This is a genomic window from Bacillus sp. BC05(2025) (assembly GCF_056725905.1).
The window spans coordinates 200,136-212,836 of record NZ_JBWYRA010000001.1; the positions used below are offsets into that span (position 1 = coordinate 200,136).

The 12,701-nt window shown below is 31.8% G+C and carries 16 protein-coding genes and 2 pseudogenes; 4 read left to right on the top strand and 14 right to left on the bottom strand.

The window, feature by feature from the left end; genetic code table 11:
• Both ACZ76X_RS01020 and ACZ76X_RS01025 read left to right on the top strand, forming a co-directional pair.
• Positions 1-588, top strand: coding sequence for a histidine phosphatase family protein (locus ACZ76X_RS01020; protein ID WP_479849190.1), 588 nt, complete (start codon positions 1-3; stop codon positions 586-588).
• A gap of 38 nt (positions 589-626) precedes the next feature.
• Positions 627-1,022, top strand: a pseudogene (locus tag ACZ76X_RS01025) (RidA family protein).
• A 730-nt stretch (positions 1,023-1,752) separates the two neighbouring features.
• Here the strand turns inward: ACZ76X_RS01025 and ACZ76X_RS01030 are convergent.
• The 6 genes from ACZ76X_RS01030 to ACZ76X_RS01055 form a co-directional block, all read right to left on the bottom strand.
• Positions 1,753-2,568 (bottom strand): YwqG family protein, encoded by an 816-nt coding sequence (locus ACZ76X_RS01030; protein ID WP_479849191.1) that lies wholly within the window; start codon positions 2,566-2,568, stop codon positions 1,753-1,755.
• 78 nt (positions 2,569-2,646) lie between these two features.
• Positions 2,647-3,054 (bottom strand): DnaJ family domain-containing protein, encoded by a 408-nt coding sequence (locus tag ACZ76X_RS01035; RefSeq protein WP_479849192.1) that lies wholly within the window; start codon positions 3,052-3,054, stop codon positions 2,647-2,649.
• Positions 3,055-3,075: 21 nt separating this feature from the next.
• Entirely contained in the window at positions 3,076-4,269 is a 1,194-nt protein-coding gene (locus ACZ76X_RS01040; RefSeq protein ID WP_479849193.1) for an alpha/beta hydrolase-fold protein, read from the bottom strand.
• A gap of 79 nt (positions 4,270-4,348) precedes the next feature.
• Positions 4,349-4,714, bottom strand: a complete 366-nt coding sequence (locus ACZ76X_RS01045; RefSeq protein ID WP_479849194.1) for a hypothetical protein — start codon at positions 4,712-4,714, stop codon at positions 4,349-4,351.
• Between the two features lie 225 nt (positions 4,715-4,939).
• Entirely contained in the window at positions 4,940-5,311 is a 372-nt protein-coding gene (locus tag ACZ76X_RS01050; RefSeq protein ID WP_479849195.1) for a YxiJ-like family protein, read from the bottom strand.
• Positions 5,312-5,323: 12 nt separating this feature from the next.
• A complete protein-coding gene (locus tag ACZ76X_RS01055) occupies positions 5,324-6,175 on the bottom strand; it encodes a patatin-like phospholipase family protein (protein WP_479849196.1) in 852 nt (283 codons plus the stop codon).
• A gap of 179 nt (positions 6,176-6,354) precedes the next feature.
• Between ACZ76X_RS01055 and ACZ76X_RS01060 the strand changes: the two genes are divergently transcribed.
• The gene (locus tag ACZ76X_RS01060) at positions 6,355-6,732 is read left to right on the top strand and encodes a PH domain-containing protein (protein WP_479849197.1); all 378 of its coding nucleotides are present in this window, start codon (positions 6,355-6,357) and stop codon (positions 6,730-6,732) included.
• A 121-nt stretch (positions 6,733-6,853) separates the two neighbouring features.
• Here the strand turns inward: ACZ76X_RS01060 and ACZ76X_RS01065 are convergent.
• The 5 genes and pseudogenes from ACZ76X_RS01065 to ACZ76X_RS01085 all read right to left on the bottom strand — a co-directional run.
• Positions 6,854-7,327 (bottom strand): annotated as a pseudogene (locus ACZ76X_RS01065) (GNAT family N-acetyltransferase); the annotation flags it as partial.
• Between the two features lies 1 nt (position 7,328).
• Complete coding sequence (locus tag ACZ76X_RS01070; RefSeq protein ID WP_017561595.1) at positions 7,329-7,850, bottom strand: YfiT family bacillithiol transferase; 522 nt, start codon at positions 7,848-7,850, stop codon at positions 7,329-7,331.
• Between the two features lie 16 nt (positions 7,851-7,866).
• Complete coding sequence (locus ACZ76X_RS01075; RefSeq protein WP_479849198.1) at positions 7,867-8,394, bottom strand: GNAT family N-acetyltransferase; 528 nt, start codon at positions 8,392-8,394, stop codon at positions 7,867-7,869.
• Positions 8,395-8,457: 63 nt separating this feature from the next.
• Positions 8,458-9,780 (bottom strand): FAD-dependent oxidoreductase, encoded by a 1,323-nt coding sequence (locus ACZ76X_RS01080; protein WP_479849199.1) that lies wholly within the window; start codon positions 9,778-9,780, stop codon positions 8,458-8,460.
• Positions 9,781-9,862: 82 nt separating this feature from the next.
• Positions 9,863-10,642, bottom strand: coding sequence for an undecaprenyl-diphosphate phosphatase (locus tag ACZ76X_RS01085; protein WP_479849200.1), 780 nt, complete (start codon positions 10,640-10,642; stop codon positions 9,863-9,865).
• 132 nt (positions 10,643-10,774) lie between these two features.
• Here ACZ76X_RS01085 and ACZ76X_RS01090 point away from each other — a divergent pair, with 132 nt between their 5' ends.
• On the top strand, positions 10,775-10,981 hold the full coding sequence (locus tag ACZ76X_RS01090; protein ID WP_479849201.1) for a hypothetical protein: 207 nt from the start codon (positions 10,775-10,777) through the stop codon (positions 10,979-10,981).
• A gap of 51 nt (positions 10,982-11,032) precedes the next feature.
• Here the strand turns inward: ACZ76X_RS01090 and ACZ76X_RS01095 are convergent, their stop codons facing one another.
• The 3 genes from ACZ76X_RS01095 to ACZ76X_RS01105 all read right to left on the bottom strand — a co-directional run bounded on the left by ACZ76X_RS01095 (position 11,033) and on the right by ACZ76X_RS01105 (position 12,666).
• The gene (locus tag ACZ76X_RS01095) at positions 11,033-11,413 is read right to left on the bottom strand and encodes a nucleotide excision repair endonuclease (RefSeq protein WP_001048949.1); all 381 of its coding nucleotides are present in this window, start codon (positions 11,411-11,413) and stop codon (positions 11,033-11,035) included.
• Positions 11,414-11,490: 77 nt separating this feature from the next.
• On the bottom strand, positions 11,491-12,054 hold the full coding sequence (locus ACZ76X_RS01100) for a GNAT family N-acetyltransferase (protein WP_479849202.1): 564 nt from the start codon (positions 12,052-12,054) through the stop codon (positions 11,491-11,493).
• Between the two features lie 39 nt (positions 12,055-12,093).
• Positions 12,094-12,666 carry a YybS family protein gene (locus tag ACZ76X_RS01105; RefSeq protein ID WP_479849203.1) on the bottom strand — a complete coding sequence of 191 codons (573 nt, stop codon included), beginning with the start codon at positions 12,664-12,666 and terminating at the stop codon, positions 12,094-12,096.
• Positions 12,667-12,701 lie beyond the last annotated feature (35 nt).

Sequence of the window (12,701 nt, forward strand, 5' to 3'; positions counted from 1 at the left end):
ATGACTGTTGTATGCTTAATTAGACATGGTGAAACTGAATGGGATGCTATTGGAAAGCTTCAAGGCCGTGAGAATATTGATCTAAATAAAAACGGTAAGCAACAAGCCGAAAAATGTGGTTTGTATTTGCGTGAAAACCGATGGGATGTAATTATTTCTAGTCCTTTATCAAGAGCAAAACAAACAGCTGAAATCATAAATCAGTACATGTTAAAACCAGTTGAAATCATTGAAATGGAAAATTTTATAGAACGTGATTATGGTATGGCTTCAGGATTAACGACAGAAGACCGGGTGAAAATGTTTCCAAATCGTAATTATACAAATCAAGAACCGAGAGAACCATTAAAAACAAGAATTATAACGGGTTTAAATATAATTTTGAAAAAATATGCAAATAGTAATGTTATTTTAGTTACTCATAGTGCCGTCATAAATACAATTCTAGTTTTAATATCAAATAATGAAATTGGATCAAGAAAAACAAAACTTTTTACTGCCTGTATAAGTAGCATCTATTATGATCAAGAACAATGGAAAATACATGAATATAACAAAATTAATCATTTACAAACAGATAATCAATAAAATATATAGAAAATACGATATAAAAGGAGAGAAGAATCTTGCAAAAGAAATTTATCAATCCAGAAACGATGCCACCAACTTTTGGATACTCGCATGTAGTCGAAGTTTGTAACGCTAAACGAACAATTTACATATCTGGACAAGTAGCGATTAACACTGATGGTCAAATAGTTGGCGTTGGCGATTTGGCTACATAAACGCGACAAGTATTCGAAAATATTAAAAGTGCATTAGAAACTCCGGAATTAAAATTTAACGATGTAGTAAAATTAACATTTTTCTTAACAGATATTTCTCAAATGGCCATTGTTAGAGATATACGAGACCAATACATTGATACTAAAAATCCACCAGCAAGTTCAGCTGTAGAAGTTAGAAAGTTAATTAACGATAACTTATTAATTGAAATCGAAGCAATTGCTGTAGCAAACTAATTTTAAAAACTTATTCGTCATCGTATCAATGCAATTCGTTTAATGTGTTCATTTAAAACGAATTGCATTTTTTTGTCTTAAATATAAAGTATATCTGGAGAAATTTTCATAAACAACTTATAAAACACAAAAAAAACAAGCAACTAAACAACCCATCACACAGAATGAATCAAAAGAAAAGGAGGAGTCTAACAATTGTTACTAATATATAATAAGTTTATTATTTTTTTACAGTTAACATAATATATATTATAGGTAGTTATAGAAACAAAGCGATATCAGGTATCAAAAACCAAGTAAACTATACTTAATGAGATGAAACGGAGATTTTTAGTGAGATTCATACAAAATCTTATTTAAACGAATTTCTACAGTTTTTATCATTTTTTGTTATAAATCCATCACGACGAATTTTAAACGATTATTAATTAAGCTTTAACGAATCAAAAAAATTTTTTGATCGACAAGAATTTTTTTATACAGAAAAATGATTTCTATACAAAATATAAATTATTAAATTCATTTTATGTTTTACTTAATGAATTTATATTGCTATTTACACACGTTTTATAACTTTACATTATTTGTTGTTATTTCTGTTATTTGCGCTTGACTTTTATTGTACTTACCGTTCTTTATTCTAGTTGACATAACGTTTATTTTTAACTTAAAAAATCTCCCTCACCTTCAGGAAGATTTTTTAGCTTGCTAGTATTTCAGTTATATACTCTTAATAACAATCCCAATTGTAAATTACATTGGAAAAATCTAGATTTAACAAATCGTCTTTCTTTATAAAGAAATTAGCAACACCAGAATCTCCCCACATAATATTTAATGAATCATCTGTATCGATTTGTAGTAATAATATATCGTGTTGCTGGTGTTTTTCTTCCCATTCCCTTGGATCTGTCTGTGTAAAAAATGGGTAACCGCCAATTTTATGTCCTTGATCTTCACATAAATCATCATACAGTTCGCCTAATTCTGTATTATTTTCTTCATCAACAATTTCTTCCCAATCAATTTCCTCACTAAACATCTTTTCAAATCGATAATCCCTTGATGTTACTGGTTGATAACCTAATTCAAACTTTAATTTCGCTGCTTCGGGAATAATAAAGTCCTCTAATTCTAAAGTGTTTAAATAACTAAAATCAGTAATTACCTTATTTAAATCTTTTATAATTGTAGAATGATAAATAATTCGAAAGTTTTTTTGTATTGTTGGATGATCAAAATCCGCGCCGTAAAGCTCATCAGCAGCACTTACAAAAAACTGTAACATTCCCTCCTGAGGTATATATTCAACATACGGCATTTCTTCAAAGTTTAGCTGTGCAAGTAACATCATAGGTTGTCCATTTGAATCTTTAGGATGCTCTTGATCTATAGGTAAATACGGATAACCACCAAACTTACTCTCAAAAAGCGTTGTCTCTGCTAATGTTCCAGTCACTTTAATATACGGCTTCACACTTTCTTCTAAAATACTACGATACTGCTCTAGTTTTTTCGGAATTTGAAGTTGATACGTATTCTTCATTGCATTTGCCTCCCTTTAATAATGAATTGAAAATACCTTACTTAATTATATAGCAAAAGATAGCTTCATTAAAAATCGTTAAAAATCCGTTTTTACCCTCGTTTTTTGCGCACTTGGTGGACAAAGTAAATTATGTTCTAAAACCTTTTTATTAATAGTTCGAATTAAATTCGCTGCTTCTGCAGTATTTGTGTTTTCTTTTAGCGTTTCTTTTAAATCATCAATTTCCTTTGAAAGCTCAATCCACTTAGGTAATACATGATTATTTTTCAAAGCTCTATACAGTTGCTTTTCAGGATTGTACGAAAGATCTTTATCTAGATTTAGAGGTTTCCCTTTACCAGGTAAATTATCAAAAGACCCTTTCTTTTCTGCTTCTTTCACGATAGAACTAATATGGTCCTCATACGTAAAGGTCCAAACTTTCTCGTCTTTTACTAAAATCTCTTGCTTTTTTAATTTTTTATCTAGTTCTTCTTGATTCATAGAATCTCTCCTCTTTATATTTTATAGTAGCGTTTTTGTACGTTTCAATGCTTTCAACCCATCAAATAACTTTTCTCGCCACCAAACGCCGTCATGGCCGCCTTGAAACTCTTCATAAGTAATTTGGTATTCCTTTTCTTTTAAAGCTTTATACAGACGTCTATTAGCCGTTAAAAGAGGTTTATTTTCAAGTTCTCCTGCTGCTATATAAAAATGAGGTTGCATCGCATTTGAATCTATAGATGAAATTTGATGTTCAATCCAAGGAATTTTATTTTCATACCCATCCTTTTTCCAATGTACAGATCCAGACATCGACAACACGTTCCCGAAAATGTATGGATTTTGAAGCGCAGCATAACAAGCTGCTAAGCCACCAAGACTGAAACCGGCAATTGTTGTATGTTTTGCTTCTTGATGCACACGATACTTCGCCTGAATCCACGGAAGTAATTCCTCCTTGAAAAATGCATTCATTTTATCGTTGTAAGTTAGCTCTTCTAGGCGATTAACTGAATCTATAGCAACAGCAATACAAGATGGGATTTCTCTTTCGTAAATTAAATAATTGAGTGTTTTTGCGAGTGAAAGGTCATTAATGAATGAATTTCCATCAAATACAATGAGAAGTTCTTGAAGATGTGAAGTGTGAGAATAATTATGAGGCGTATAAATATGAATTTTACGTGTGTTATTTAAAATCTTACTATGAAATGAATATGTTTCAATTTTTCCGGATGGATAATGATTTGAAGGAAAACGACTGCTATATTGCACCTCCATTCCTATGTTTAACAAAGACGCTTTATTGGTACCTCCAAATGTACTTTCATTAAATTGGTCTAATCGATACTGTTCACTACGCTTTATCCAATCATTTTCGAAAACATCGTTTACTGAAAAATAGTACGTTGAAATAAAACTCTTATCCGTCCTAAACGTTGCATACCAAATATCTGTCTGTAACAACCGTTGTAGTTGATTTACAGACAGATCCCAACCAGGAAAACTACCGAATACATAAACGTTTTCAGTTTTTCGGTCCCCTAACCAAATATACGTTATAAGCCTATACTGACTATCTACAGGATATTGTTCTATTAGTGGCGTATGATTCGACTTTATTTCATGCAAAAAAGTATACAAAGCTTGCTCGTTTCCATTCTTTAATTGATTAGTAAGCTCCTCTAACTGAGGACTAATTATTGAAGTCACCCATCTTCCTCCTTTATATTTCTTTTTACTAGATTGCTTTTATGAAATTTAGGATTAGGATGTTATGTATGTAGATGAGTTATTTATTAGAAAGTTTATCAATTGCTTGAATAGACAGTTCTAATGCTTTTATCCGTCTTGTTAAAAGTGTTCTTTGAGGACTTCCAACTTTAGACTTATCATAGGCCTTCTCTATTGATGGAAGCAAACCAGCAAGGATATTACAAGCTTCTGCTAGCTCTTCTTGGCTATACTGGTGATTTTCTTGATTCCAAATATTTTCTAGTACTGCTAACCCTACGCAAACTGCTTTAAGTCGTTTTTTTACTAATGTAGTATTTGCACCTTTTTGAGTCATTTGTGATAGTGCATTTTCAAGTTTACGAATTGTTGATTGTAAAGATTTTATTGATTCCAATTTATCTATATTTGATACATTTTCCATGTTAATGTTGCCCCTCCTGTCTTAATTTCACTCGAAATATTTTAACATAAATAACTAACGATATTCGAGTAGGACAATGCATTAAAGGAAAACAATTGCTAAACGCTTCTCCTCCCTTACTGTATTCTATATGTACTTCTTTCTGCACTTTAAAATCCCTATATAAACAAGGTGTTAAAATTGTATTTTTTATGAACAAAAAAACGCACCCGTACGTTTATATTTTTATTCAGTAAGATAATATAGTAATAGTTTTCGTGTCTTCTCATAATTCATGAAATCTCTATACAAAATGGGATACTTCACAATTTCTGTTTCTAGAAAACGATATTGCGGAAACCATTCATAAAACGATTTTCTTAGCCACTGTATTTGCTGAAACGAAATATTCTTTTCTTTTTTATTTAGTACAGAATTTAAAGTACCTGCTGTATGCATCCAATAATGATTAAAATCAGCGTTTATACAGTCATCTTCGGTAAATTTACTTTTTAAGTCTTGCTGCAATTTTCCTATAGCACCATACGGAAACGGTTTTTGTAGTGGACTATACATTTTCTGCAATTCATTAAAAATAACTTTTTTTCCTAATAGCAACTTTCCACCTCTTTATTTCTCTATCCAACTTAATAATTTTTCATAATGATTTTGAGTATCTGTATAGCCAAGATTATATAGGTTAACAAGTTTCTCTTTATTTCTTTCTATTCCGCTTATAGGAAGCTGTACGCTAGGTTGAATGACATAAAAGTTGTCTTTTTGTTCTATATGATTCATATAAGATATCGTCTCATTATAAAAACGATAATGTTCTACTAAGGACTCTGCGATATTCGGATATTTTCTATATAAAATTTTAGCTAGTCCAGAAAACTTATTTCGCTGCTTCTCATATCCTACTGGCTTTGTCATAATTACGACGTTCTTTTGATAACCATCAGTTTGCGCTTTTAAAACCGGTATAGGATCTATAATCCCTCCATCTAGCAATTTTCGATTATCATATTCTACAGCAGGTGCTATAAATGGGACCGAACTTGATGCACGAATGATTTTTAATATGTCATTACCGTGTTCTATTTTATTATAATAAACTGCTTTTCCTGAATTGCAATCAGTCGTTCCTATAACAAACTGTTCATTTGAGTTTAAGAAAGTTTGAAAATCAAATGGCACAATTTTATTTGGTACTTCATCAAATAAAAAATCCATTCCGAATAATTCACGTTTTTGAATGAAATTTCGATAAGATATATAACGGTGATCTGATACGAGCTCTGTATTTACTTTTTTATTTCTTCCTTTTTGGCGTGATAAATAAGTGGCTCCCATACATGCTCCAGCCGATACACCGATTACATAAGGAAAGTATAAGTTCTTTTCCATAAAATATTCGAGTACGCCCGCAGTATATAATCCTTTCATTCCTCCACCCTCTAATACTAAACCGATATTTTTCATGCTATATCCCTCTGCTTCTATTTTCTTACTTATATATTAGCATAAGATATTAAGATGAGGTTATATAAAAGGGTTACAACAATAGCCAGAAACTACTAATGTAATATCATAACTTCACATCGAGTTGCATGGTACAATATAAGTAACACAATCCACAAATAATGGAGGAGGAATTTCCTATGGGTTTATTCAGCGGTATTTTAGGAAATGCATCAAATGCGAGTACAGAAAGTGTTGAACGTGATTTAGAGAAGATTATGTTAAGCGATGAGAAAGTTGAGCATGCTTATAAATTAATTCGTGATTTAATCGTATTTACAAATCGTCGTCTTATTTTAGTAGATAAACAAGGGATATCAGGTAAAAAAACAGAGTATCATTCTATTCCTTATAAAAGCATTACACAATTTAGCATTGAAACAGCTGGGCATTTTGATTTAGATGCTGAGCTTAAAATTTGGGTATCTAGTTTGAGTACACCAATTACGAAAGAATTTAAAGGTGACGATAGTGTTTTAAGCATTCAAAAAGCGTTAGTAACATATACGACGAAATAACGCTTTTTCGTATGTTTATTCATTTCTAAAATTACTAACCCGAGTATTTTGGAAGAATATGCATCAATTTTGTATATTTAATCTTAGATAACAGAAAAAGGTAAAGCGTATTTCAAATGCTTTACCTTTCTTTTTTGTAATAAACAAGTGTAGTTTCATCATTTAATTTCTTAGTTACTTCTGTTCTTTTATATCCCATCTTTTCGTATAGAAAACAATTTTTTTCTTCTTCTAAAATCGTAGCAAGTTCAAAACACTGTGCTTCTGGAAACATCTCTTCAATTAAAATAAGTATCTGCTGAGCAATTCCTTTCCCTTGATAGTTTGGATGAATGAACATTGGACTAATCCAAAATTTATATGGTATTTCTTTTTTGGAAATGCATATCGCTCCAGCAAGGTTCGAATCAAATATTATCTTATAAAAGTTATTACTTGGATTATTTATCCTTAAAATCGTTTTTTCAATAGATTCATTCGCTGGATTTGTTTCATAGTCTTTATATTTATTTAATAAAGGGTTAAACGAGTCTATTTGCATTTGAAATAAAGCTGCTGCATCATTTTCTGTCGCCTTCTTTAAAGTAATCTTCATGTTACCAATTTAGTCGTTTTCTTAATGAAGTAATATGAGCTGTATGATGACGTCCGTGCCATGCATAAAGTCCAATTGCAGCAGCAAGTTTTGTTTCGCCTGTTTCTGGATGATTAAATGTCTTTTCAAGATCTTCAAGTTCTAGAGAATATAAAAGGTTAACCCATCTTTTATGTAATGAATCTAACATTACTAGTGAAACATCTACTGGTAATTTAGAATCAGGTAGTTCTGCCCACTTTTCTTCTTTATACGGTTTAATCGTAGGGTTCTTTTCTGTTAGTGCTAATTTAAAGCGTATGTAGCTGTTCATATGGCTATCAACAACGTGATGGACTACTTGACGAACCGTCCATCCACCAACTCGATATGGCGTATCTAACTGCTTCTGATCTAAATCTTTAATAGCCTTTGTTAGTTCATTTGGTAAATCTTCAATTTCTTGAATCCATGTATCTATCATTTCTTCCGTTATAGGGCGTTTGTAAGTAAATTGGCCAATTGGATAACGTAAATCATTCATGAATAAGTCCCCCTTATTATAAGCGCGAAGTATTTCTCCAAATATAATGTACAAAATTTACATGTTCTCCATTTAATTCTGCAAATGTTGTATCTGCTTCGTTTTGATAGGAAGAAAACCCGCTTTTTTCTAATACACTTTGTGATGCGAGATTATTAGTAGTTGTTTTAGCATGAATCTCATTAATTTTATTATTTTTCGCTACTTCTAAAACTAATTTTACAGCTGCTGTTGCAACTCCTTTTTTAGTAAACTTTTCTCCAACTCGATATCCTAGTGAACTGCTTCGCGTTTCTGTATCAATATCCACTAAATTTATTCGTCCTACAATTTCTTTTTTTTCATTACGAATTAAATAAAAATAGGAATCTCCATCCGCCTGTTCTATTAATAAATCGTCTAGTAGTTTTTGGAAAAATTCAAAATCGAAATATTGCGAGCCGCGATTTGGTACCATTGTTTCAAAAAAAGATTTATTCGTAAGTTCAAATGTAAATAAATCTTTAGCATCGTGTTTCTTTAATTGTTCTATGTATATTTTCATCTCGATTACCCCTTCTATATCTACTAACTGTTATATATTCTTTTTTAATCAACTATTTTCCTTCTATTTCTTGCGCTTCAGTAATACAGCAAATAACACTTTCGGATGAAATAGGTGCAATGGACTCCGAATTAAATTCATCACTCTTACTAATCGAATATAAACGTCAGAGTCAATTGCAGATAGTTGATATATTTGTTTCGTATACCATAGCTGAAATTTTTGCTTTATCGTTAATTCTCTTTTTAACTGGGGATGACGCGATATCTCCGTTATAGTCATCTCCCATGGAGTTTGTATGATATGAGCAGCCTCTTTATAAAATTGCTGTGTAAATGCTTTATCAAGCTTTTGTTTTCTTTGCAAAAGTACCTGTAATTGGTGAGCTTCCATAGCAGCAACTGAAACACCTTGACCGAAAACAGGGTCGAAACGACAATGTGCATCCCCAACTACTAACAATCTTTCGGGTAGATTATCCACTAAATCAAATCGCCTACGTACTTGATATGGAATTTTGTACGTTTTGGTATGTGAAATGGCTTCAGCTTTATTTAAAAAATCAGTAACATTAGAGATTGATAGGTTTTCAGCAAAATCATAAAATTCTTCATCTGTTTGTGGTGCTTTTTCATTCGCATATCCACTGAAAGTAACAAAATAACGATTATCCTCAATCGTTTGAATAAGAACGCCATACGGATTGTCAGGGAAACTTGGAGACATTAGCGTATTACAGTAGTCTAATTTCTCATTTTCTTTAAGTTTAAACATTCTAGTTGTGTAAAATAAATCAATACGCGCTTTCTCTTCTTGCACTTCGATATTATATTCGCGTAACCATGCTATACTTTTTGAACCGAATCCACTTGCATCAACAACTATATCTGCTTGAATTTCTTTTTGTGTACCAGTCTCTAAACATTTCGCTTTTACTCCACATACTTTGTTACTTTTTCCATCTATTAATAACCCTTCAATCACTGTCTCATATTTAATAGTAATATTAGAAACCTGATCTATTCGTTTTTGAATATGCCATTCAAGCAAAAATCTACTTTGTTGAATCATATGTACTTCTCCTGTGAATGGTTGTTTCCATAAACCAAATTGATGCCATTTTAAATCACGAGTAAAGTTATGTACGACACTACCTGCTTCTATTAATTCATTCGTAATATTAGGAAACAATTCCTCAATGGCTTTTTCTCCACCTTTTAATAACACATGAGGATGATTACTTTGTGGGACTCTTTTTCTCGAGAACTTTCCATCCCATCTTTCACCGGCTTCTATAATGATTACTTCTTTAAAAGCAGTTGATAATGCTTTTGCTGCGAGCTTTCCTGCGATACTTCCGCCAATAACGATAGCTTTATTAAACATATTTTCCTCCTTAATAAAAAGAGACCCTGTCTTTTATGAATGAAACAGGATCTTAAACTAATTAATTTCTTTACTATTATAATTAAAACACATGAGTATATTGTAACGTTATAATTAAAATGCCTAATCCCCATACGTAATACGCAAATACTTTTAAAGAGTGACGTTTTAAGTATTGAATCATCCATGAAACAGCTATGTAACCGAAAAATGCTGCTGATAACGTTCCGACAATTAAAGATGTACTAGAAATAGATTCTGCTTTCCCTTGAAAAACATCTGCAAATTGCAAAATGATAGCTCCGACAATGGCTGGTGTTGATAATAAGAAAGAAAAGTAAGCAGCAGTTTCGCGGTCCAACTTCCTCCATAATGCAGCGACGATTGTCATTCCAGAACGAGAAATTGCCGGAAAAATAGCAGCCGCTTGAAATGAACCGATAATAAACGCATCTTTATATGTAATGTCGTCTATTTTTTTACGACCATTCTTTTGTTTATCCGCCATGTAGAGAAAGAATCCTGTCACTAAAAACTCCCAGCCAATCGTAATACCTGTTTTTGAAATATCCTCAAAAAAATCTTTAAACAACAATCCAATTACAACTGCGGGTATCGTTCCGACAATAAGTAGCAACATTAATTTTGAAAATGGATTTTTAATTAAATATACAAATTCTTTCTTGTAATAAATAAACACTGCAAGTAAAGTCCCAATATGCAGCATCGTATCTAAAAATAATCCCGCTTCATCTAATTGAAACAAATGCCTGCCTAAATAAAGATGCCCTGTACTACTTATCGGTAAAAACTCTGTTAAACCTTGTATGATTCCTAAAATAAAAGCTTCTAACCAATTCATGATGGTCCCCTTTCTCGTTTGCTTGTACCAATATATGAAGGTTAATTTTTCGATATGAAAAAAACTATATTTCTCTATGAATTTACTTTTAATTTATGGATATATATGTAAAGAGAATTAAGGAGGGTTATTATGTGGAAGCACACAAAATTCGGTAATGTATTACTTTGGGTGGGCCCTATCCTTGTATTTTTAGGACTATGTATGACAAATGTTATTTCTGATATTCCTTTCTTTGAGGGAAAACATAAAACGATTGGAATTGTGCTCATATGTATAGGTGTATGCTGCTTTATTGTTGCGAATCATTTAAAAAAAGGAGAAAAATATGAGGACTAAATTTAAATAAAAAACAATCCCAGTCTGTGTGCTAGGATTGTTTTTTATTACTTATTTATAGAATACTTTGTCAACGTTATACTTTGCTTTGTATTCATTAATGATATATGTTTCGTAAATTTCTCTTTCTGTTGGATCTTCTACGATACATGCATCAATGCGGTATACTTCATCACGGTGATTTTTAATTGGCGAAACGTTATCTTCGAAATGCTTCTTAATACGTTGTCTAATTTTACGAGCTTTACCTACGAAAAGAAGTTCGTCATTAATGTTGTAAAACATAAAAATGCCGCCTTTATCTCGTGGGAACAAGTGAAAATCGATAAAGCCATTGATTGGCGTAATTCTTGGCTCGTCTCCTCTAATAACTTGTTTACGTTCAGTAATTGTAACATCAACTTCAGGGATACTAATTTTAATCAAGTTCATTCACGTCCTCTTTTATTATAAAGATAAATAATAGCATACATATGTAAGAAAAGCTACGTTCAGAGACATTTTTCATTTTATAATTCAAATATTATAGGTGTATCATGTAAACTCTTCTTCCAAATCATATGATCACTTGATTCTCCCCAATAATCCTTCAGTACATAACTAGGCTCTCCAAACTTCTTCGTCCATATACTTTGCGCTTTTTTGTATCCACTATCTAAACAGTATTCTGTTATCCCTCTGCTAAGTAACGTAATATACATTGCATGTAGTAATAAATTACCTATACCCTTTTGTTGATATTCAGGTAGTACGAATACAGTTCCTATTTCATATAAATCTTTAAATACACCACCTGTACAGCTATGAATCAATGTACTTGCTGGACCGATTTCAATTGTTCCGATGATTTTATCGTTACTTGTATCAATTGCTACTAAAAAGTAACGACTTTCCCCATTGCTCTCCAAATCATTTTTCAAATACTGTTTTTTCGTATGTATTTCATTTTCTATGTCATCTAATAATTGTGATAACCCCTCATTATTAAAGGTATCAGTAATAACAAGACGAAAAAACAAATTCATTTTATCTATATCATCCGAATTGGGTCTTCTAATTTCAATGTTATACACGACCTAAATCTCCATTCTTTTATAATATAAAAGGAATTGTTAAGACCATACTTTATATACTCTATTCAACATTATTCTACAAAGGCCTGCATAGACCCAACAATATAGAAAGCTCATTATAAATATCGATAATATAATTTTTATATCCAAAGTTGTATGAACGGTAGGACCTAATACAGGAAAGTGAAAAATATCAAGAACGATCATAATACCTATAAGTAGACAGACCGCTGAAAAGGCAACCACCCAAATCCTCCTCTTGAATTGTATAAAGGATACTCCTAACGCTATACCCAATAAACCAGTAGTAAAGGGAAAGACAATCAGTTCACTTGGCTCAATAATAAATAAGAGGAAAATAGTTAAAATATAAGAGAATATTCCCCCGCGAATAGAATAACAAATAGCTAGAAAAATCGGCAGCGTCGCAAATGGACTAATAAATAACCCAATACCAGGAATTAAGTTGCCTGCAGATTGAAAAATAGCAGCAAGTGAACCGAGTAACGCTGTAGTGACTAATCTCTTTGCTGGCGTCATCTTTCTTTTATGAACAAAATTCGTACCATGAGCGATCATCGGTTGATACCAATAGTTTCTAAAGTGATTCATCAAAATCCCCCTAAAGATATCTAATTATACAGTGG

Bases quoted from the DNA above. Each gene is read 5' to 3' on its own strand.
- ACZ76X_RS01070 (WP_017561595.1), bottom strand. From the start codon at position 7,850: ATGAATGATTTACGTTATCCAATTGGCCAATTTACTTACAAACGCCCT.
- ACZ76X_RS01055 (WP_479849196.1), bottom strand. From the start codon at position 6,175: ATGAAAAATATCGGTTTAGTATTAGAGGGTGGAGGAATGAAAGGATTA.
- ACZ76X_RS01085 (WP_479849200.1), bottom strand. From the start codon at position 10,642: ATGAATTGGTTAGAAGCTTTTATTTTAGGAATCATACAAGGTTTAACA.
- ACZ76X_RS01030 (WP_479849191.1), bottom strand. From the start codon at position 2,568: ATGAAGAATACGTATCAACTTCAAATTCCGAAAAAACTAGAGCAGTAT.
- ACZ76X_RS01090 (WP_479849201.1), top strand. From the start codon at position 10,775: ATGTGGAAGCACACAAAATTCGGTAATGTATTACTTTGGGTGGGCCCT.
- ACZ76X_RS01075 (WP_479849198.1), bottom strand. From the start codon at position 8,394: ATGAAAATATACATAGAACAATTAAAGAAACACGATGCTAAAGATTTA.
- ACZ76X_RS01035 (WP_479849192.1), bottom strand. From the start codon at position 3,054: ATGAATCAAGAAGAACTAGATAAAAAATTAAAAAAGCAAGAGATTTTA.
- ACZ76X_RS01080 (WP_479849199.1), bottom strand. From the start codon at position 9,780: ATGTTTAATAAAGCTATCGTTATTGGCGGAAGTATCGCAGGAAAGCTC.
- ACZ76X_RS01105 (WP_479849203.1), bottom strand. From the start codon at position 12,666: ATGAATCACTTTAGAAACTATTGGTATCAACCGATGATCGCTCATGGT.
- ACZ76X_RS01060 (WP_479849197.1), top strand. From the start codon at position 6,355: ATGGGTTTATTCAGCGGTATTTTAGGAAATGCATCAAATGCGAGTACA.
- ACZ76X_RS01045 (WP_479849194.1), bottom strand. From the start codon at position 4,714: ATGGAAAATGTATCAAATATAGATAAATTGGAATCAATAAAATCTTTA.
- ACZ76X_RS01095 (WP_001048949.1), bottom strand. From the start codon at position 11,413: ATGAACTTGATTAAAATTAGTATCCCTGAAGTTGATGTTACAATTACT.
- ACZ76X_RS01020 (WP_479849190.1), top strand. From the start codon at position 1: ATGACTGTTGTATGCTTAATTAGACATGGTGAAACTGAATGGGATGCT.